Source organism: Stappia sp. TSB10P1A (assembly GCF_900185725.1).
Taxonomy (GTDB): Bacteria; Pseudomonadota; Alphaproteobacteria; order Rhizobiales; family Stappiaceae; genus Stappia.
In genome coordinates this window covers 277,543-296,518 of record NZ_FYAU01000024.1, presented here as the reverse complement: position 1 = coordinate 296,518, position 18,976 = coordinate 277,543, and the positions used below count along the sequence as shown (strand labels likewise).

Below are 18,976 nucleotides of genomic sequence, written 5' to 3'. Positions count from 1 at the left end.
GTAGCGGCACAATCCGACGAAAGCGGGGAGGATCGGCGCCGGGGGGCGTGCGGCCTCTTCCGTCGCGAGCGCGGTCGCATTAGGGTCTGGCGCATGGCCGACGACATGCAGATCCCCCACGATACACCGCAGCTTCGCGAGGACGTCTTGGCGCCGGACAGCGCCGGCGCGGTCACGCCGGCACCCGACCTGTCCGCGATGACGCCGATGATGGCGCAGTATATCGAGATCAAGACGGCCAATCCCGACTGCCTGCTGTTCTACCGCATGGGCGACTTCTACGAGCTGTTCTTCCAGGATGCGGAAGAGGCCTCGCGGGCGCTGGGCATCACGCTGACCAAGCGCGGCAAGCATCTGGGCGAGGACATCCCGATGTGCGGCGTGCCGGTGCACGCGGCCGACGACTACCTGCAGAAGCTGATCTCGCTGGGCTTCCGCGTCGCGGTCTGCGAGCAGACCGAGGATCCGGCGGAGGCGAAGAAGCGCGGCTCCAAGTCGGTGGTGCGGCGGGAAGTGGTGCGGCTGGTGACGCCCGGTACGCTGACCGAGGACCGGCTGCTGGAGGCGGCGCGCAACAACTTCCTGCTGACGCTGACGCGGGCACGCAGCGGATCGCTGGAGGACGAGGCGAGCTATGGCCTGGCCTGGGCCGACATTTCCACCGGCGCCTTTCGCGTCGCCACCAGCGACGCGCGGCAATTGGCCGGCGACCTTGCCCGCATCGATCCGCGCGAGATCGTCGTTGCCGACGCGCTGCTCGACGAGCCGGAGCTGCGCCGGCAGCTTGCCGAGACGGGGGCGGCGCTGTCGCCGGTGCCGCGCAGCCTGTTCGATGGGGCCACCGCCGGCGACCGGCTGGCGCGCTATTACGGCGTTGCGACGCCGGAGGCCTTCGGCAGCTTCTCGCGGCTGGAGCTGACGGCGGCGGCGGCCGCCATCGCCTATGTGGAGCGCACGCAATATGGCGAGCGCCCGCCGCTCGACCCGCCCTCGCACGAGGCGACTTCGCGGCGGATGCTGATCGACCCGGCGACGCGGGCGAACCTGGAACTGATGCGCACGCTTTCAGGCGAGCGCGCCGGCTCGCTGCTGTCGGCGATCGACCGCACCGTGTCGGGCCCCGGATCGCGGCTGCTGGCCGCCCGGCTCTCCGGGCCACTGACCGAGGTGGAGGAGATCCGCAAGCGGCAGGACGCGGTGGCGCGGCTGGTCGGCGACACCTATCTGCGCGAGAGGCTGCGCGAGAGGCTCAAGGCCGTGCCCGACATGGCGCGGGCGCTGTCGCGCATCGCCATGCAGCGCGGCGGCCCGCGCGATCTTCTCGCCCTCGCCAGCGGTCTCGGCGCGGCGCGCGACATCGCCGGCCTGTTTCCGGACGCCGGCGGCGAGGGTGAGGAGATCGGCGCGGCGCTGGCGCGGATTGCGGCGGCACCGGCGGAGCTTGCCGGCGAGCTGGAGCGGGCGCTGGTCGACGAGCCGCCGCTGCTGGCGCGCGACGGCGGCTTCGTTGCCGAAGGCTATATCGCCGATCTCGACGAGATCCGCCGGCTGCGCGACGACAGCCGCAAGGTGATCGCGCAGTTGCAGGGCGCTCTGACCGACGAGCTGGCGATCCGGGCGCTGAAGATCAAGCACAACAACGTGCTCGGCTGGTTCATCGAAGTGCCGGCGACCCATGCGGAGAAGCTGACGGCCGATCCAGCGCGCTTCATCCACCGGCAGACGATGGCCGGGGCGATGCGCTTCACCACCACCGAGCTCGCCGATCTGGAAAGCCGCATCGCCAATGCGGCCGGACGGGCGCTGGCGCTGGAAAGCGAGGTGTTCCGCCGGCTGTGCGAGGCGGTGACCGAGGCGGGCAGCGCCATCAAGGGCGCCGCCGACGGGCTGGCCGTGCTGGACGTGGCGGCGGCGCTTGCGCATCTCGCCGAGGCGGAGAGCCAGTGCCGGCCGGTGGTCGACGACAGCCTCGCCTTCGACATTCGCGGCGGCCGGCATCCGGTCGTCGAGCAGGCATTGAAGCGCGAGAGCGGTGGCAGCTTCGTCGCCAATGACGCGGATCTGGGGCCGAGCGAGGGCGAGACGGGCGGCCGCATCTGGCTGATCACCGGCCCCAACATGGCCGGCAAGTCGACCTTCCTGCGGCAGAACGCGCTGATCGCCATTCTGGCGCAGATGGGCGCCTTCGTGCCGGCGGCCTCGGCCCATATCGGCGTGGTCGACCGGCTGTTCTCGCGCGTCGGCGCGGCGGACGACCTGGCGCGCGGACGCTCGACCTTCATGGTGGAGATGGTCGAGACGGCGGCGATCCTCAACCAGGCGCGCGCGCGGGCGCTGGTGATCCTCGACGAGATCGGCCGCGGCACCTCGACCTTCGACGGGCTGTCCATCGCCTGGGCGGCGATCGAGCACCTGCACGAGGTCAACCGTTCGCGGGCGCTGTTCGCCACCCATTACCACGAGCTGACCGCGCTCGCCGGCCGGCTGCCACGGCTCGCCAATGCCACGGTGCGGGTGCGCGAATGGCAGGGCGACGTGGTGTTCCTGCACGAGATCGTCGCCGGCGCCGCCGACCGGTCCTACGGCATCCAGGTGGCGAAGCTCGCCGGCCTGCCACCGGTGGTGATCGAGCGGGCGAGGGCGGTGCTGGCGCAACTGGAAGAGCAGGACCGGCGCGCGCCGGGCGAACAACTGATCGACGACCTGCCGCTGTTCGCCGCCGCAGCGCCGAGGGCGAGCGCGCCCGCCGCCAAGGCCGCGCCCGATCCCGTGCTCGAGGCGCTCGACGCCATCGACCCGGACGACCTGACGCCGCGCGCGGCGCTGGAAGCGCTCTACAAGCTGAAACAGGCGCGCCGCAAGGGCTGAGCGGCGTTTACAGGCTCTCCAGCACGGGGCCGGCGAGCCCGGCCTCCCAGCCGAGGATGGCGCGCTTGCGCGTCAGACCCCAGTGATAACCGCAGAGCTTGCCGGTACTGCCGAGCACCCGGTGACAGGGCACGACGAAGGAGATCGGATTGCGCCCGACCGCCCGGCCGACGGCGCGCGAGGCGGTCGGCTTGCCGAGCCGCTCGGCGATGTCGCGATAGGTGGTGGCGCGGCCGAGCGGAATGCGCAGCAGGGTCTCCCAGACGCGGATCTCGAAATCGGTGCCGATCAGCACCACCCGCAAGGGCTGCTCGGCCGACCATTGCGAGGGCGCGAAGATGCGCTGCGCCAGCGGCGCGGTGAAGGCGACATCTTCGACATAGGCGGCGCGCGGCCAGCGGCCGGTCATGTCCTCCAGCGCGGCGCGCTCCTCGCCCGGATCGGCGAAGGCAAGGCCGGCAAGGCCGTGCTCCGTCGCCATCACCAGCGCGAGGCCGAAGGGCGAGGGGTGGAAGCCGTAGCGGATCTCGACGCCCTCGCCGCGCGCCCGGTAGACGCCGGGGGTCATCGCCTCGTGGGTGACGAAGAGATCATGCAGGCGCGCCGGGCCGGACAGGCCGACCTCGTAGCTGGCGTCGAGCACGGTGGCCGACTGGCGCAGCAGGGCGCGGGCATGGTCGAGGGTGATCGCCTGGACGAACTGCTTGGGCGTGATGCCGGCCCAGCGCGAGAACACCCGCTGCAACTGGATCGGGTCGAGGCCGGCCTCGGCGGCCAGCATCTCCAGTCCCGGCTGGTCGCGCCAGGTCTGCGTGATCACCTGGAGGGTGCGGCGGACGGTGTCGTAATCCTTCGCCGCCTCGGGAAGGTTCGCCCCCGGCACGGCCGGCAGGACCTCTTCCATGTTGCGCATCACCGTCATCGCCGGATCTCCTGCCACGCTCGCTGGTCGTTGGCTCATGAAACCATCGTCATCAAGCGGCGAGCCTAGCCACGCGGGGAGGCCGCCGCCACCCGATTTGCGAGGAGCTTCAGATTCGGGTGATTTGCGGGGCGGGTGCGCCGTCTTGCTTCGGCCAAAAACGCGGGCCAGTGTGCCGCCGCCAGCGACGCCGTTGCGCCGCCCGCGACGAGACCCACAGGGACATGCCGATGCACCAGTTCCGCCCAGATGCCTACCGACCCGCGACCCGCCATCTGCCCCGGGTGGCCGTTGCCGCCGGGCTGGCGATGCTGTTCGCCGCCCTGCTGCCGCCCCCGCCCGCCGGGGCGCAAGGCAGCGGGCAAGAGGCCGGCGGCCAATCCGGCCCGCGCCTGCAGCGCCGGCTGGTGATGATCCAGACCGACGACGACACCGCGATCCGCGAGGTCGAGATGGACGGCAAGCCGATGCAGGTGCGCCGCCGGGCGCAGGCCCGGGTCTTCGTCGAGGTCGAGGGCAATCCGAAGAATGACGGGCAGATCGACTGCCGGCGGTCGCTGCGGCTGGTGCTGGCCGACGGGCGGATCCTGCGCGACACGGTCGACATCTGCGGTGACTGGAAGGTGACGATGGCAACCAGCGGGCCCGCCGCGCGGCAGGCCGACGCGAGCCGCGGGGTGCGGCAGGCGGTGCCGTCCGGCGAGGGCCCGGGCGCCCCGCCGCGCGCCGGTGGCATCCGCCGTCCCACGGTCAACGGGCAGCAGGACGGCGGGCAGCAGGACGGCGGGTTGCGCGGCAGCCGCGACGAGACCCGCCGGGAGACCGGCGGTGCGGAAGCGGCGGCACGGCCAGAGACGAGGCCAGAGACGAGGCCCGAAACGCAGCCGCAGACGCGATCCGAGGCTCCGCCCCAGGCGATGGCACGGGCGGAAGCCCGCCCCTTGCACGACCTGCCGCTGTTCGAGGGCCGCAGGTGGTATGTGGAGGAGCGCGGCGGCGACCGGCTGCATCTGGTCTACGGCCTGCGCGAGACCGACGACCGGGCTCTCAGAGCGAGCTGTCGGCGCGGCTCCGACCGGATCGAGTTGCAGCTCGCCGCGACCGGCGACCGGCTGGCCGAAAACCAGCCGGTGGTGGTCGATCTGGCGGCGCGCGACGTCCGCCGCAGCTACACCGCGCGCGGCTCCAGCACCAATACCGAGTCCGGCCAGTCCGAGCCGGTGCTGACGCTCGCCGCCGACGATCCGATCTGGACCGGCATGATCCGCGGCGACACGCTGAGCGTCGGGGTTTCCGGCAACTGGCGCTACCGCATATCGCTGTCGGGAAGCGCCCAGCCGGTGCGCGCCTTCCAGCAGGCCTGCGCCACCCCGGCGCCCGTGGCAACGCTGCCGCCCGCCGAGCCCCTGCCCGGCCCGCCGGCCGCAAGCGGCGGCCTGAGCTGCCGCGAGGAGGGCGAGATCACCTCGCTGCCGAGCAGCCAGCCGGCCCGCATGATCTTCGTCAACGAGCGCAACCGGCCGGTGGTGGTGCACTGGCTCGACTTCGCCGGCCTGCGCCAGACCCAGGCCGGCGTGCCGCCGGGCGGGCGGATGATCCAGGACACGCTCGCCGGCCATCCCTGGCTCGTCGCCACCCAGGACGGACGCTGCCTCGGCATCTACGTGGCCGGCGGCGGCACCCGCACGGTGACGATCGGCCGGGGCGGCGGACTGGCGGCCCCCGACCCGGTCTTCCCGCCGGCACCGCCGCCGCAGATCCTGCCGCAGCCCCTGCCTCCCGCGCCGCTGCCACCCTCCGGCGACCTGCTGTCGCTGTCCTATGATTGCGACAGCGGCACCTATCTCGACGTGACCATCGACAACGCGCGCGGCACCGCAACGGTGCGCGAACGCGGCCTGTCGCCGGTGACGCTGGCCGACCGCTCGGGCGGCGGCGGCGAACTGAACTATGTCGGGCGCGGTTACGCGCTGAGCGGCACCGGCAACACCGTCACCTGGCAGCGGCCGGGCGCGGCGCCGCAGTTCTGCCGGATCTTCTGATCCGGCAGAACTGCGGCGCCTTCGCGCCATGCGAAGAGGGGTCAGGCGGGTTCCGGCAGATCCGGATGCGGACCGCCGGCCTTTGCCAGCGCGAGGGCGCGCCGCAGCGCGTCGGCGAAGCTGGTGCGGTCGTCCGGATTGAGGAAGCCGCCGATGTCGACCGACATGTCGCGAGCCGTCAGGGTGATGCGCAGGACGCCCTCGTCCTCCTCCTCGCGCACATGCAGCCGCGCCCAGAACGGATTGCAGGAATAGAGCTGCTCGCGCCCGGAGGCGAGCACCTTGCGCACGCGGATCTCGGTGCGCGAGACCTGCACCTCCTCGAAGGCCCGAGCCGCCCGGTAGTTCCAGCGGAAGGCGAGGAAAATCAGCAGGATATCAAGGCCGAGAAAGCCGAAGACCGGCCAGGCGCCGAGCGACAGGAAAACCAGGCCCGCCACCAGGCAGATGGCACAGACCACCAGCATGAGAACGCGGAATCCCGCCGGCCCCAGCGACCGGTAGGGGGTCAGCAGGGCCGCGAAGAAGGGCGCGTCCGGATCCGGGAGATCGGGGGACTCGGTTTTCGGATTGCCGCTCGTCATGAGCGGTGATTATAGAGGAGGAATGACCGCGAACCAGCCTGATCCCCGCAAGACGCGCAAACCTGCCGCAAAGCCCGTTGCCAAAGGCGGCAAGGCTGCCGCCAAGCCGAAGCCGGCAAAGCCGCGCGCGCCGGTGCGCCCGCGCTACAGCAAGGACGAGCTTTACGCGATCTTCGCCCGCTTCCACGCCGCCAACCCGGAGCCGACGGGCGAACTCCACTATGTCAATCCCTACACCCTGCTGGTCGCGGTGGCATTGTCGGCGCAGGCGACCGATGTCGGCGTCAACAAGGCGACGCGGCCGCTGTTCGAGATCGTCGACACGCCGCAGAAGATGGTCGACCTCGGCGAGGAGCGGCTGCGCGAGGCGATCAAGACGATCGGCCTCTACCGCAACAAGGCGAAGAACGTCATCGCCCTGTCGCAACTGCTGATCGACCGCTTCGGCGGCGAGGTGCCGCAGGACCGCGAGGCGCTGGAGACGCTGCCCGGCGTCGGCCGCAAGACCGCCAATGTGGTGCTGAACATCGCCTTCGGCCAGCCGACCATCGCCGTCGACACGCATCTCTTCCGCCTCGGCAACCGCATCGGCGTCGCGCCGGGCAAGACGCCGCTGGAGGTGGAGAGGGCGCTGGAAAAGGCGGTGCCGCCCGAGTTCCTGCTGCACGCCCATCACTGGCTGATCCTGCATGGCCGCTACATCTGCAAGGCGCGCAAGCCGGCCTGCGAGAAATGCCTGATCGCCGACCTGTGCAAGAGCCCGGACAACACCCGGCGACAGGCGGCATAGCCAAGCGGGCGCGATGACCGCGCCCGTCACTGTCTGGATGTCGTGATCTGAAGGTGTCCGGATCTGAAAGTCCGGAACGGGAGGCGGCAGGCCAAGGGCGCCGCCCCGCGCTCAGTCCTTGCGGCGCAGGCGGATCACCACGTCGACGCGGACGATCTCCATGCCTTCCGGCGCCTGGGGAAGCCGCGCCATGGCGACGCCGGAGCCGGGAATGTCGATCACCTTGTTGTCGCCTTCGATGAAGAAGTGATGGTGGTCGTCGGTGTTGGTGTCGAAATAGGTCTTGGTGCCCTCGACCGCGACCTCGCGCAGGAGGCCGGCCTCGGTGAACTGGTGCAGCGTGTTGTAGACCGTGGCCAGCGACACCGGAACATTGGCGGCTTCCGCCTCTTCGTGCAGGAGTTCCGCCGAAACGTGCCGGTTACCCCTGGAATAGAGCAGCTCGGCCAGCGCGACACGCTGACGCGTCGGCCTCAGGCCGGCAGAGCGCAGCATTTCCTGAACTTCGATATGCCGGTGCAATTCACCCACGTGCGTGCGCTCGCTTTCCGTTTCCGTGCCTCCGCGGCACCGCCGCGGACTCTGATGTGGGGGTTCGACCCGCCGGGACGCAAGGTCCTTGGCTGTTTTCTGCCATGGATCGCGTCCGATTGGCAAGGTCGGGCCTTCCCCTACCCCTCAGCCTTGCCGGAAAAAGGGTCAAAAAAACGTCTGCCGAAGCCGCGGAAGGCGCAAAATGTCGGCCACCGACCTGAAAGCTTGCGAAAAAGCTCATTCAGAGAGCCACTTCACGGGTTTCCGCGGGCCAAGATGCTATGTTAGTAAGCGCGGCAGAACCAGATCCCGGTCCGGCAGGACGGCCAAGTCGGCTGCTTCGCGCATACGGGACACACCGACAACTGCGGGAATGGGAAGAACGTGCGGCAATCGAGCTACTCCTACGATGAATTGCTGGCCTGCGGACGCGGCGAGCTGTTTGGCCCCGGAAACGCGCAACTGCCGCTTCCGCCGATGCTGATGTTCGACCGCATCACCTCGATCTCCGAGGACGGCGGCGAGCACGGCCAGGGCCAGGTACGGGCGGAGCTCGACATCCGCGACGACCTCTGGTTCTTCCCCTGCCATTTCCAGGGCGATCCCGTCATGCCGGGCTGCCTCGGCCTCGATGCGCTGTGGCAGATGACCGGCTTCTTCCTCGGCTGGCTCGGCGAGCCGGGCCGCGGTCGGGCGATCTCCACCGGCGAGATCAAGTTCTCCAAGATGGTCACCCCCGAGACGAAGCTTGTCGAGTACGGCGTCGATCTGAAGCGCGTGCGGCGCGGCCGCCTGGTGCTCGGCATCGCCGACGGCTGGCTCAAGGCCGATGGCGAGACGATCTACCAGGCGAAGGACCTCAAGGTCGGCCTGTTCAAGGCCGAGTGAAGCCGGTCGCGCCGACCCCGCATCCGGCGAACGCGGGCGATTGATCGCCGCCGCGGTTGCGCCTATTTGGTGGGAGCAGGTCCCACCGTGCAGGCGGCGCGGGACCGCCGGACGGCGGGTGCCGCCCGCGGACAATACGCACATACCGAGCCGGCCGCAGCCGGCTCCGAAGACAGCATGGGAGACCGCGATGAGGCGGGTGGTGATAACCGGAATGGGCATCGTGTCGTCGCTGGGCGGCACCACCCAGGAAGTGACGGCGAGCCTGCGCGAGGGCAAGTCCGGCATCGTTCCGGCCGAGGACTATGCGCGGCTCGGCTTCCGCTGCCAGGTCCACGGCGCCCCGACCGTCGATCCCTTCGAGGTGCTCGACCGCCGCACGACCCGCTTCATGGGACCGGGCGCGGCCTGGACCTACATGTCGATGCAGCAGGCGATCGCCGATGCCGGTCTCGAGGAGAGCGACATCAGCAACGAGCGCACCGGCATCATCATGGGCTCCGGCGGCCCGTCGACCCGCACCATCGTCGAGGCGGCCGACATCACCCGCGACAAGGGTCCGCGCCGCATCGGACCGACCGCGGTGCCGAAGGCGATGAGCTCCACCACCTCGGCGACACTGGCGACCCCGTTCAAGATCCACGGCGTCAACTATTCGATCTCCGCCGCCTGCGCGACCACCAATATCTGCATCGGCAACGCCGCCGAGCTGATCCAGTGGGGCAAGCAGGACATCGTCTTCGCCGGCGGCGGCGAGGATCTCGACTGGACCATGTCGAACCTGTTCGATGCCATGGGCGCCATGTCCAGCAAGTACAACGACACCGCCTACAATGCCTCGCGCCCCTTCGACAAGAATCGCGACGGCTTCGTCATCGCCGGCGGCGGCGGCGTGCTGGTGCTCGAGGAGCTGGAGCACGCCAAGGCGCGCGGCGCGAAGATCTATGCCGAGATCGTCGGCTATGGCGCGACCTCGGACGGCTACGACATGGTCGCCCCCTCGGGCGAGGGCGCGGCCCGTTGCATGAAGCTCGCCATGGCCAATGTCCGCGAGCCGATCGACTACATCAACCCGCACGCGACCTCGACGCCGGTCGGCGACGAGCGCGAGGTGGAGGCGATGCGCAGCGTGTTCGGCAAGAACCTGCCGCGGATCTCGGCGACCAAGTCGATCTCCGGCCACTCGCTGGGCGCAGCCGGCGTGCATGAGGCGATCTATTCGCTGATCATGATGCAGAACGACTTCATCGCGCCCTCGGCCCATATCGAGGAGCTCGATCCGATCTTCGCCGACGTGCCGATCATGCGCGAGCGCGTCGACAATGCCGGCCTCAATGTCATCATGTCCAACGGCTTCGGCTTCGGCGGCACCAACGCCACGCTGGTCTTCCGCCGTTACGGCAACTGATTTCACGCAAACCAAATCCGGCCGCTTGCGGCAGAACCGGACGGAGCGGGGCGAAGCGCCCCCTCCGTATCTCGCACAGGAGTTGTGAATGAGCGGGCTTATGCAAGGCAAGCGCGGTCTCGTCATGGGCGTCGCGAACGATCACTCCATCGCCTGGGGGATCGCCAAGGCGCTCGCGGCGCAGGGGGCGGAGCTTGCCTTCACCTACCAGGGCGAGGCGTTCGGCCGCCGTGTCAAGCCGCTGGCCGAGAGCCTGGGCGCAGACCTGCTGATCCCCTGCGACGTCGAGGACATCGCGACGGTCGACAAGGTCTTCGAGACGCTGAAGGCCGAGTGGGGCAGCATCGACTTTCTCGTCCATGCCATCGCCTTTTCCGACAAGTCGGAGTTGCGCGGCCGCTATGCCGACACGACGCGGGAGAACTTCACCCGCACGATGCTGATCTCCTGCTTCTCCTTCACCGAGATCGCCAAGCGGGCGGCTGGCCTGATGCCGAACGGCGGCTCGATCGTGACGCTGACCTATGGCGGCTCGACCAAGGTGATGCCGAACTACAACGTCATGGGCGTCGCCAAGGCGGCGCTGGAATCCTCCGTGCGTTACCTCGCCATGGATTACGGCCTGCAGAACGTGCGGGTCAACGCGATCTCCGCCGGGCCGGTGCGCACGCTGGCCGGGTCCGGCGTCTCCGACGCGCGGGTGATGTTCAACTATCAGAAGCAGCATTCGCCGCTCGGCCGCACGGTGACCATCGACGAGGTCGGCGGCTCGGCGCTCTACCTGCTGTCGGACCTGTCGTCCGGCGTCACCGGCGAGGTGCATTTCGTCGACAGCGGCTACAACACCGTGTCGATGCCGCGCCTCGACGCGCTGAAGACGCAGGAAGCGGAGGCCCAGGCCGCGCGGCACGCGCACGAGGACGTCTGACCGGCAGGTCATACCCCCTGCACGATGCGCAATCACGGCGGTCACGCGACAGCGCGGCCGCCGTTTCTTGTGCTTTCTTCAGAGGATCGCGGCCCCGACCGCTATTCGATCGTTTCGTCCGGATAGACGCCGAACAGCCGGGTCTGGTCAATCCAGCCGGAGAAGCGGTCGCCGCTGACGCGGCACCACCCCTGCCGGCAACTCCCGACATTGACCAGCACATTCGGTCCGAGCTCGGCGGCGAGGCGGGCATCGGAGCGCGGCTCGGCGCGCAGAGGCGTGGTGCCTGACTGTTCCCACGGCGTCACCAGCGCGGTCCTGCGCCCGCTCAGCAGCGAATGGAACACCCAGCCTTCCTCGCCCTGCCAGTCGCGGATGCGGCGCCAGTTCTCGAATTCCTGGACGATCTCCACCGGCAGGCCGGCGCGGACATAGGTCCAGCCGATGCGATGCTCCAGCGTCGGGCCGACGCGAACATTGACGCGTTCCGACTTCAGGCTGACGAAGCGCGGGACCGGAAAGCCGCTGGGGCCGCGCGCGGTGTTCTGGGCAAGGGCCGTGCCCGGCCCCGCCAGGCCCTGCAGCAGCACAAGCAGCCCGGCCGCGAGCACGCCAAGGAGGCGGACCAGGCGCCGCACACGCGGCGGGTGCGCGCGCGTGTCGCAGCTCGGGTCACTGCGGTGGTCGCGGTGGGCGCCGCCAGCCGCCGGCCGTCCGCCGGGATCTCCGCACCGCCTTGCCAGTCCACGCATCGAAGCCCCGTCCTTTCCGCCACGCCCCGTTATGCCCGCCTTCGCCAGCCCCTCCGCCAGCCTGGCAGGCGGGTCCAGCGAAAGACCGAGAATCGCACATTTTCAAGGCAGGCCCGCCCTGAGCCCGTCCTCCGGCGCCGAACGGCATTCCGATCCCTTGTTTTGACCGGACCATCTGGTAATGAGAACTGACGCGTCGGATCGACCGCTGCCGCGACGACGCAATTTCTGACAGGTAGGGTTAAGGAGCCCTCAACAGAGCGCGAAAAGGCGAGGAGCATGCCCAGGAAGAAGCCGCTGGTCGTCGTGACACGCAAACTGCCGGACGTCGTCGAGACGCGGATGCGCGAACTGTTCGAGACGCGCCTCAACGAGGCCGACAGGCCGCTGAGCCAGGCCGAGCTGGTCGAGGCGGTCAAGACCGCCGACGTGGTGGTGCCCACCGTCACCGACCGGATCGATTCCGCCGTACTGTCGCAGGCCGGCCCCAATCTCCGCTTGATCGCCAATTTCGGCAATGGCGTCGACAATATCGACGTGATCACCGCCAACAATCGCGGCATCACCGTCACCAACACGCCGGGCGTGCTGACCGAGGACACAGCCGACATGACGATGGCGCTGATCCTCGGCGTGCCGCGGCGCATCGCCGAAGGCATCAAGGTGCTGGAGCATGGCGAATGGGCCGGCTGGTCGCCGACCTGGATGCTTGGCCGCCGCATCTGGGGCAAGCGGCTCGGCATCATCGGCATGGGCCGCATCGGCCAGGCGGTGGCCCGCCGCGCCAAGGCCTTCGGCATGTCGATTCACTATCACAATCGCCGAAGGGTGTCGGAAGCGGTGGAGGAGGCGCTGGAGGCGACCTACTGGGACAGCCTCGACCAGATGCTGGCCCGCATGGATGTCGTGTCCATCCACTGCCCGCACACGCCGGCGACCTATCACCTGTTGTCGGCCCGCAGGCTGAAGCTGATGAAGCCGGAGGCCTATATCGTCAACACCGCGCGCGGCGAGGTGATCGACGAGGCGGCGCTGATCCGCCAGCTCGACGCCGGCCAGCTCGCCGGTGCCGGCCTCGACGTGTTCGAGCACGAGCCGGCGGTCAACCCGAAGCTCATCGCCTCCACCAAGGTGGTGCTGCTGCCGCATATGGGATCGGCCACCGTCGAGGGCCGTATCGACATGGGCGAGAAGGTCATCATCAACATCAAGACCTTCATGGACGGTCACCGGCCGCCGGATCGCGTCCTGCCGTCGATGCTGTGACCGGGACAGCCCGCCTCAGGCTCAGCTCTCCCGGGGCTCAGGCCTCGCCCGGCTCGTAGCGTTTCCACAAAGCCTTGTCGCCGATGCCGGAAATGAAGGCGGCATGGGCTTCCCGTTCGGCCGCTGTCAGGCGCGGGGGGAGCGGCACCGGTCGCGGCTGCGCGCGCGAGCGCTCGCGCGGAACCGTGCCGACGGCCGGGCCGGCGTCTTCCTCCACGGCGAAGGCCAGACCCGCCTGCTTGCCGCCGATCAGCTCGATATAGACCTCGGCCAGGATCTCGGAATCGAGGAGGGCGCCGTGCTTGGTGCGGCGCGAATTGTCGATGCCGTAGCGCGAGCAGAGCGCATCCAGCGAGGCGGGCGAGCCGGGGTGCTTGCGCCGGGCGATCGCCAGCGTGTCGAGCACCTGGGCCGGGGGGATCGGACCCATCCCGACCCGCGACAGCTCCATGTTGATAAAGCCCATGTCGAAGGAGGCGTTGTGGATCACCAGAACCGCATCGCCGACGAACTCCAGGAACTCCTGCGCCACTTCGGCGAATTTCGGCTTGTCGGCGAGGAACTCGGTCGACAGGCCGTGCACGTTGAACGCCTCCAGCGGCACGTCGCGCTCCGGATTGAGATAGACGTGATAGGTGCGGCCGGTCGGCACATGGTTGATCAGCTCGACGCCGCCGATTTCCACCAGCCGGTCGCCGTTCCTGGGATCAAGACCGGTCGTTTCCGTGTCGAAGGCGATTTCGCGCAAGGGCAGGTCCCCGTCTTTGGTGCCCGGCAGCCTTTCGGCGGCCGGTCGTCAGTGTCTCAGATCGTCACCCGCAACGACAGCAGGGGCGGCGGCAACACCGCCTTCGCGGCCGGTTTTCCCCAGACCATCCCCGTGCGATCCCCAGGCAGCCCACCTGGTCGGTCCCAACTTGTGCCCGCGGTTTTCCTCAGCCGAGAAACGCCGCCGCCCGCAGCACCGCGCCGACGGTGCGGCGCGCCGCCTCCAGTCCCCTGCCGGTGTCGACCAGAAAATGGGCGCGGCGGCGCTTGTCCGCATCCGGCATCTGCTTCGCCAGAATGCCCTCGAGCCGCGCCTCGCTCATGCCGGGCCGGGCGAGCACCCGCTGGCGCTGAACCTCAGCCGGTGCAGTGACGACGACAGCGGCGCGGACCCGGCGCTCCCCGCCGGTTTCGAACAGCAGCGGAATGTCGAGCACGGCGACGCGGCAGCCCTGGCGCCTGGCGTCGTCAAGAAAGGCGGTTTCCGCCTCGCGCACCAAGGGATGCACGATAGCCTCCAGCCGCCGCATCTCATCCGGCTTGCCGATCACCCGCTCGCCGAGCCGGGCGCGGTCGACGGCACCACCCGTGACAGTGCCGGGAAACGCCGCCTCGATCAGCGGCGCGGCCTTGCCCGAATAGAGCCGGTGCACGGCGGCATCCGCATCATAGACCGCCGCTCCGGCTTCGGCGAACATGCGCGCCGTGGTGCTCTTGCCCATGCCGATGGAGCCGGTGAGGCCGAGAACGATCACGCCGCCACTCCGAGATCGGCCAGCAGCAGGGCCCGCAATTCGTCGGTGACCTGCGGGCGCACGCCGAACCAGCGCTCGAAGGCAGGCACCGCCTGATGCAGCAGCATGCCGAGCCCGTCGACCGTGACATTGCCGCGTGCCCTTGCGGCGGCCAGCAGCGGCGTTTCCAGCGGTGCATAGACCGCGTCGGTCACCAGCGCGGTGACAGGCAGCGGCGCAAGATCGATCTGCAGCGGCGGCTGGCCCTGCATGCCGAGGGAGGTGGTGTTGACGAGAAGGCCCGCTGTCCCCAGCAGATCCGGAATTTCTCCCCAGTCGGCAGCTTTCGAGTCGGGTCCGAAATGGGCGCAGAGTTCCTCCGCCTTCGACCGGGTCCGGTTGACGATGGTCACGGTTTTCACACCCCGCGACAATAGCGCCCAGACGACGGCGCGGGCCGCGCCGCCGGCACCCAGGACCACCGCCTCGCGCAGGCCGCTGTCCCAACCCGGCGCCATCTGGTCGAGATTGCCGAGAAAGCCGAGCCCGTCGGTGTTGGCGCCGTGTACCCGGCCGTCCTCCGCCACCCACAGGAGGTTCGCCGCGCCCATGGCCCGTGCCGACTCGTCCAGCGTTGCGCAGGCGGCGGCGGCCGCTTCCTTGTTCGGCACGGTGACGTTGCAGCCGACCAGCCCCTGGTCACCGAGCGTCCGGTAGAAGCGATCCGCCTCCTCCGGCGGCACGGCGATGCGCTCGTAGACGCCGTCGATGCCATGGCTCGCCAGCCAATGGGTGTGGATGAGCGGAGACCGCGAATGGGTGACCGGATAGCCGGTGATCGCCGCGCGCCGCGTCATGCCTCGATCGCTCCCATCTCGCGCAATTGCTGGAGAAGCGGCAACAGCGGCAGGCCGAGGACCGTAAAATAGTCGCCCTCGATCGCCTCGAAAAGCTGAACGCCGCGCCCTTCGAGCTGATAGGCGCCGACGCTGGACAGAACCACGTCGCCGGTGGCGGCAAGGTAGCGGCCGACAAATTCGGGGCCGAAGCGGCGCATCTTCATGTGCACGGTGGCCGCGCCGCACCACAGGGTCTCGCCATCGCGGGCAATCGCCGCCGCCGAATGCAATTCGTGGCTCTTTCCCGACATGGCGAGGAGCTGGCGGCGGGCCGCCTCCATGTCTTCCGGCTTGGTCAACCGCTCACCGTCGAATTCCAGCACCTGATCGGCGCCGATGACCAGCGCGCCGGGATTGCGGGTGCTGGTTTCCTGCGCCTTGGCTTCCGCAAGGATGCGGGCGATGTCGGCCGGCGGAAAGCCGCTTTCCAGCAGCGGCGCCTCGACGGCGCGCTCGTCCACCTGCGCCGGGTCGACCCGGAACGACAGGCCGGCATTGGCAAGCAGCTCGGCGCGGATCCGGCTGCCGCTGGCGAGAATGATGTCGGTCATGAACCCATCCGCAAGCTGTTGAAGGCCGCTTCAGGCGATATCAGGCCGCGCCCTCGTTTGCCAGAGCACTCTTGTGCGCGCGGTAGAGTGTCAGGATCTCCGCCGCCGTCTCCTCGATGGAGCGGCGGGTGACATCGATCAGCGGCCAGCCATGCTCGGCGCACAGCTTGCGCGTCACCGCGATCTCGCGGGCGATCACCCGGCGGTCGACATAGGTCTCGTTGCCGAAGGAACCGGCGCTCAAGGCGAGGATGCGGTTCTGCCGCACCTGCTGGATGCGCTCGACCGAGGCGATCACGGCAACGACCATGGCCCGGCGCAGTTCGGTGAGCTGACGGGGCAGGGGAATGTCCGGCACGATCGGGATGTTCGCCGCCTTGATGCCGCGATTGGCCAAATAGATGCAGGTCGGCGTCTTCGAGGTGCGGCTGACGCCGAGCAGCACCACATCCGCCTCGTCGAGGTTTTCCGGGATCTGGCCGTCGTCATGCAGCATGGTGAAATTGAGCGCCTCGATCCGGTGGAAATAGTCGGCGTCGAGCGCGTGCTGGCCACCGATCCGGCCGGTCAGGCGGACATTGAGATAGGACTGGAACACCGCAAAGACGGGCGAGAGGATGTTGACGCAGGGAACGCCATGGGCGCGCGCCGCCTGCTCCAGCCGTTCGGCAAGCTCCGGATCGACCAGCGTATAGAGGATGATGCCCGGCGCATGCTCGATCTCGTCCAGCACATGGTCGAGCTGCCGCGTCGAGCGCACCAGCGGATAGACGTGCTCGATCGCCTGGACATCCTCGTACTGGGCGCCGGCAGCGCGGGCAACGGTCATCAGCGTCTCGCCGGTCGAGTCCGAAACCATATGCAAATGGAAGAAGTTGCGAGTCTTACCCAAGCTGTTATCCCCTGCCGGCGGCGCATCTGCTGGTGAGTGTGGTCAAGTCGGCCATTTTGGCGCCTCGCCCTCGAAACCATGCCCGAAGCGCGAAAACAATCAACACTGCACAGGTGCGGGGGAACCGGCAGCGGAAGGATCGCCGATAACGGGGAAAACCGGTTTGTTCCTGAATGGTCCCCAGCCTGTTCAACCCCGCCTTAAAGGTTAACAGATGGTTAACAAACGTCCATATACCTGTTTTAATTGACGGATCCGGGTTATCACCGAAGGCGGGGAAGACACTTATGCCCGAAACCCCTCGACAGGATGGGGGCGAACAGGTCATGTGGAGCCGTGTCGACAACCGATAATCCCGGCTGTCCAGTGACAAACAAAAACAACAGAATCCTCTTTCAAGGATTCTTTTCTTTTTTAAAGGGGGTCTCGTGTCTCAGACCGCGTCGCGACGGATCATGCAAGTTCTGGCTGGCGAAAGGCTGTGGCCACCACCGATCTGGATGATGAGGCAGGCAGGCCGCTATCTCCCCGAATATCGCGAGACCCGTTCAAAAAGGGTTAACTTTCTTGAATTTTGCTACGACGTGGAGCTTGCCACGGAAGTGACATTGCAGCCGATCCGGCGCTACGGCTTCGACGCGGCGATTCTCTTCTCCGATATTTTCGTCGTTCCCGACGCGCTCGGATATCCCGTGCGCTTCGAGGAAGGGCGCGGTCCTGTGCTGGAGCCGCTGCGCGACGCGCTGGTCGGCTCCCTCGACCAGTCACGGGCCACCCGGCATCTCGACCCGGTGATCGAGATCGTCGGCCGGCTGCGGCGCGAACTGCCCGAGGAGGTGACGCTGCTGGGCTTCTGCGGGGCGCCCTGGACGGTCGCCTGCTACTCCGTGGCCGGTCACACCACCCAGGAGCAGACGGCGGCCAGGATCGGCGCCTATCGCGATCCGGAGCTGATGCAGGCCTTCATCGACCAGTTGGTCACCGCGTCCATCGGCTATCTGGTGCGCCAGCTTGAGGCCGGGGCCGACGCGGTGCAGATCTTCGACACCTGGGCCGGCGTGCTCGACGACGAGGGCTTCCGGCGCTGGTCGATCGCGCCGACCCGCGCCATCGTCGAGGGCGTGCGGGCGGCCGTGCCGGGAGCGCGGATCATCGGCTTTCCGAAAGCCTCCGCCGCCCGGCTCGCGGACTATATTGCCGGAACGGGCGTCGATGCGGTCGGGCTCGACTGGACCGTGCCGGGGGCGCTCGCCCGCGAGGTGCAAAGGCTGGTTCCGGTGCAGGGCAATCTCGATCCGATGCGGCTGGTCGCCGGCGGCCGGGCGCTGGAGGAGGGCGTCGACCAGGTGCTTGCGACACTTGGACAGGGTCCGCTGGTCTTCAACCTCGGCCATGGTGTGACGCCGGACGCCGATCCGGAGAATGTGGCGCGGATGATCGCCCGCGTGCGACAGGCGCCCGATCCCCGCGAAGGCTCTCTGGAGACCCGGTGACCCATGCTCTATCTCTGGCTGAAGGTCCTGCACATCATCTCGGTGATCGCCTGGATGGCCGCGCTGTTCTACCTGCCGCGGCTGTTCGTCTATCACGTTGAGGTGGGACCGGGCACGCCGCAGAGCGAGACCTTCAAGGTTATGGAGCGGCGGCTGCTCAAGGCGATCATGACCCCGGCGATGATCTCGTCATGGATCTTCGGGCTCTGGGTCGCCTATGAGGGCGGGTTCTTCTCGTCCGGCTGGTTCCACGCCAAGCTGACGCTGGTTCTGGCGATGAGCGCTCTGCACGGTTATCTGGCGCGCTGTGTGCGCCAATTTGCCGCGGACACCAACGTCAGGAGCTCGCGTCACTACCGTATCGTCAACGAGGTGCCGACCCTACTTATGGTGCTGATCGTGATTCTGGTGGTGATCAAGCCATTCTGACTGGTTGATCTCGGCTAACCCTGCGTCCGAATGGCGTGGCTAACCTTTCCGGGCGCATGACAATATTGCGAGCACTCGCCGAATGGCGCTTGCTCTGGTGAATTTAAAAATGTAGATTCCGGCAACCTCACATCCTGCGGGCATGGTGTTAGCGACGTTCCGGGGCGACGAGTTTGGCCGCGCATCCGGGAACCGCAAAAGCACCAGGTCGGATCGGAAGGTCCGATT

Annotated in this window: 18 protein-coding genes; 9 read left to right on the top strand and 9 right to left on the bottom strand. The window is 68.3% G+C overall.

What is annotated here, in order from left to right; all coding sequences use genetic code 11:
- Window positions 1–105 precede the first annotated feature (105 nt).
- Window positions 106–2,868 (top strand): DNA mismatch repair protein MutS, encoded by a 2,763-nt coding sequence (mutS, locus tag TSB10P1A_RS10000; protein ID WP_371515085.1) that lies wholly within the window; start codon window positions 106–108, stop codon window positions 2,866–2,868.
- A gap of 7 nt (window positions 2,869–2,875) precedes the next feature.
- Here the strand turns inward: mutS and TSB10P1A_RS09995 are convergent, their stop codons facing one another.
- A complete protein-coding gene (locus TSB10P1A_RS09995; protein WP_186387915.1) occupies window positions 2,876–3,772 on the bottom strand; it encodes a methylated-DNA--[protein]-cysteine S-methyltransferase in 897 nt (298 codons plus the stop codon).
- Window positions 3,773–4,020: 248 nt separating this feature from the next.
- Here TSB10P1A_RS09995 and TSB10P1A_RS09990 point away from each other — a divergent pair, with 248 nt between their 5' ends.
- Complete coding sequence (locus TSB10P1A_RS09990; RefSeq protein WP_186387763.1) at window positions 4,021–5,832, top strand: hypothetical protein; 1,812 nt, start codon at window positions 4,021–4,023, stop codon at window positions 5,830–5,832.
- Window positions 5,833–5,873: 41 nt separating this feature from the next.
- Here TSB10P1A_RS09990 and TSB10P1A_RS09985 read toward each other — a convergent pair whose 3' ends face one another.
- Window positions 5,874–6,416 (bottom strand): DUF2244 domain-containing protein, encoded by a 543-nt coding sequence (locus TSB10P1A_RS09985; RefSeq protein WP_186387762.1) that lies wholly within the window; start codon window positions 6,414–6,416, stop codon window positions 5,874–5,876.
- Window positions 6,417–6,438: 22 nt separating this feature from the next.
- Here TSB10P1A_RS09985 and nth point away from each other — a divergent pair, with 22 nt between their 5' ends.
- Window positions 6,439–7,206, top strand: a complete 768-nt coding sequence (gene nth / locus TSB10P1A_RS09980) for an endonuclease III (protein WP_186387761.1) — start codon at window positions 6,439–6,441, stop codon at window positions 7,204–7,206.
- 111 nt (window positions 7,207–7,317) lie between these two features.
- Here nth and irrA read toward each other — a convergent pair whose 3' ends face one another.
- Entirely contained in the window at window positions 7,318–7,728 is a 411-nt protein-coding gene (irrA, locus tag TSB10P1A_RS09975; RefSeq protein WP_371515084.1) for an iron response transcriptional regulator IrrA, read from the bottom strand.
- 396 nt (window positions 7,729–8,124) lie between these two features.
- Here irrA and fabA point away from each other — a divergent pair, with 396 nt between their 5' ends.
- The 3 genes from fabA (at window position 8,125) to fabI (ending at window position 10,964) form a co-directional block, all read left to right on the top strand.
- Window positions 8,125–8,628 carry a 3-hydroxyacyl-[acyl-carrier-protein] dehydratase FabA gene (fabA, locus tag TSB10P1A_RS09970; protein ID WP_186387759.1) on the top strand — a complete coding sequence of 168 codons (504 nt, stop codon included), beginning with the start codon at window positions 8,125–8,127 and terminating at the stop codon, window positions 8,626–8,628.
- 190 nt (window positions 8,629–8,818) lie between these two features.
- A complete protein-coding gene (gene fabB / locus TSB10P1A_RS09965; protein ID WP_186387758.1) occupies window positions 8,819–10,036 on the top strand; it encodes a beta-ketoacyl-ACP synthase I in 1,218 nt (405 codons plus the stop codon).
- Between the two features lie 88 nt (window positions 10,037–10,124).
- Entirely contained in the window at window positions 10,125–10,964 is an 840-nt protein-coding gene (gene fabI, locus TSB10P1A_RS09960) for an enoyl-ACP reductase FabI (protein WP_186387757.1), read from the top strand.
- Between the two features lie 101 nt (window positions 10,965–11,065).
- On the opposite strand, the gene TSB10P1A_RS09955 is transcribed toward fabI, so the two are convergent.
- Entirely contained in the window at window positions 11,066–11,593 is a 528-nt protein-coding gene (locus TSB10P1A_RS09955; protein ID WP_371515083.1) for an SH3 domain-containing protein, read from the bottom strand.
- Between the two features lie 402 nt (window positions 11,594–11,995).
- Between TSB10P1A_RS09955 and TSB10P1A_RS09950 the strand changes: the two genes are divergently transcribed.
- Window positions 11,996–12,982: a D-glycerate dehydrogenase gene (locus tag TSB10P1A_RS09950; protein ID WP_186387755.1), complete on the top strand. Its 987-nt coding sequence runs from the start codon at window positions 11,996–11,998 to the stop codon at window positions 12,980–12,982.
- A gap of 37 nt (window positions 12,983–13,019) precedes the next feature.
- Here the strand turns inward: TSB10P1A_RS09950 and dnaQ are convergent, their stop codons facing one another.
- The 5 genes from dnaQ to TSB10P1A_RS09925 all read right to left on the bottom strand — a co-directional run bounded on the left by dnaQ (window position 13,020) and on the right by TSB10P1A_RS09925 (window position 16,826).
- Complete coding sequence (gene dnaQ, locus TSB10P1A_RS09945) at window positions 13,020–13,730, bottom strand: DNA polymerase III subunit epsilon (protein WP_186387754.1); 711 nt, start codon at window positions 13,728–13,730, stop codon at window positions 13,020–13,022.
- Between the two features lie 187 nt (window positions 13,731–13,917).
- Entirely contained in the window at window positions 13,918–14,505 is a 588-nt protein-coding gene (coaE, locus tag TSB10P1A_RS09940; protein WP_186387753.1) for a dephospho-CoA kinase, read from the bottom strand.
- Window positions 14,502–15,341 carry a shikimate dehydrogenase gene (locus TSB10P1A_RS09935; RefSeq protein WP_186387752.1) on the bottom strand — a complete coding sequence of 280 codons (840 nt, stop codon included), beginning with the start codon at window positions 15,339–15,341 and terminating at the stop codon, window positions 14,502–14,504. Before TSB10P1A_RS09935 ends, coaE begins: the two co-directional genes overlap by 4 nt.
- Window positions 15,338–15,934 carry a Maf family protein gene (locus TSB10P1A_RS09930; RefSeq protein ID WP_186387751.1) on the bottom strand — a complete coding sequence of 199 codons (597 nt, stop codon included), beginning with the start codon at window positions 15,932–15,934 and terminating at the stop codon, window positions 15,338–15,340. The genes TSB10P1A_RS09935 and TSB10P1A_RS09930 overlap by 4 nt, the downstream gene beginning before the upstream one ends.
- A gap of 40 nt (window positions 15,935–15,974) precedes the next feature.
- Entirely contained in the window at window positions 15,975–16,826 is an 852-nt protein-coding gene (locus TSB10P1A_RS09925) for a pyruvate, water dikinase regulatory protein (protein WP_186387750.1), read from the bottom strand.
- A 455-nt stretch (window positions 16,827–17,281) separates the two neighbouring features.
- Between TSB10P1A_RS09925 and hemE the strand changes: the two genes are divergently transcribed.
- Window positions 17,282–18,319 (top strand): uroporphyrinogen decarboxylase, encoded by a 1,038-nt coding sequence (gene hemE / locus TSB10P1A_RS09920; protein WP_186387749.1) that lies wholly within the window; start codon window positions 17,282–17,284, stop codon window positions 18,317–18,319.
- A 3-nt stretch (window positions 18,320–18,322) separates the two neighbouring features.
- Window positions 18,323–18,748, top strand: coding sequence for a protoporphyrinogen oxidase HemJ (hemJ, locus tag TSB10P1A_RS09915; protein ID WP_186387748.1), 426 nt, complete (start codon window positions 18,323–18,325; stop codon window positions 18,746–18,748).
- Window positions 18,749–18,976: the final 228 nt, after the last annotated feature.

Coding starts and splice junctions, on each gene's coding strand:
- mutS (WP_371515085.1), top strand. CDS start 106: ATGCAGATCCCCCACGATACACCGCAGCTTCGCGAGGACGTCTTGGCG.
- TSB10P1A_RS09995 (WP_186387915.1), bottom strand. CDS start 3,772: ATGGAAGAGGTCCTGCCGGCCGTGCCGGGGGCGAACCTTCCCGAGGCG.
- TSB10P1A_RS09990 (WP_186387763.1), top strand. CDS start 4,021: ATGCACCAGTTCCGCCCAGATGCCTACCGACCCGCGACCCGCCATCTG.
- TSB10P1A_RS09985 (WP_186387762.1), bottom strand. CDS start 6,416: ATGACGAGCGGCAATCCGAAAACCGAGTCCCCCGATCTCCCGGATCCG.
- nth (WP_186387761.1), top strand. CDS start 6,439: ATGACCGCGAACCAGCCTGATCCCCGCAAGACGCGCAAACCTGCCGCA.
- fabB (WP_186387758.1), top strand. CDS start 8,819: ATGAGGCGGGTGGTGATAACCGGAATGGGCATCGTGTCGTCGCTGGGC.
- fabI (WP_186387757.1), top strand. CDS start 10,125: ATGAGCGGGCTTATGCAAGGCAAGCGCGGTCTCGTCATGGGCGTCGCG.
- TSB10P1A_RS09950 (WP_186387755.1), top strand. CDS start 11,996: ATGCCCAGGAAGAAGCCGCTGGTCGTCGTGACACGCAAACTGCCGGAC.
- TSB10P1A_RS09935 (WP_186387752.1), bottom strand. CDS start 15,341: ATGACGCGGCGCGCGGCGATCACCGGCTATCCGGTCACCCATTCGCGG.
- TSB10P1A_RS09930 (WP_186387751.1), bottom strand. CDS start 15,934: ATGACCGACATCATTCTCGCCAGCGGCAGCCGGATCCGCGCCGAGCTG.
- hemE (WP_186387749.1), top strand. CDS start 17,282: ATGCAAGTTCTGGCTGGCGAAAGGCTGTGGCCACCACCGATCTGGATG.
- hemJ (WP_186387748.1), top strand. CDS start 18,323: ATGCTCTATCTCTGGCTGAAGGTCCTGCACATCATCTCGGTGATCGCC.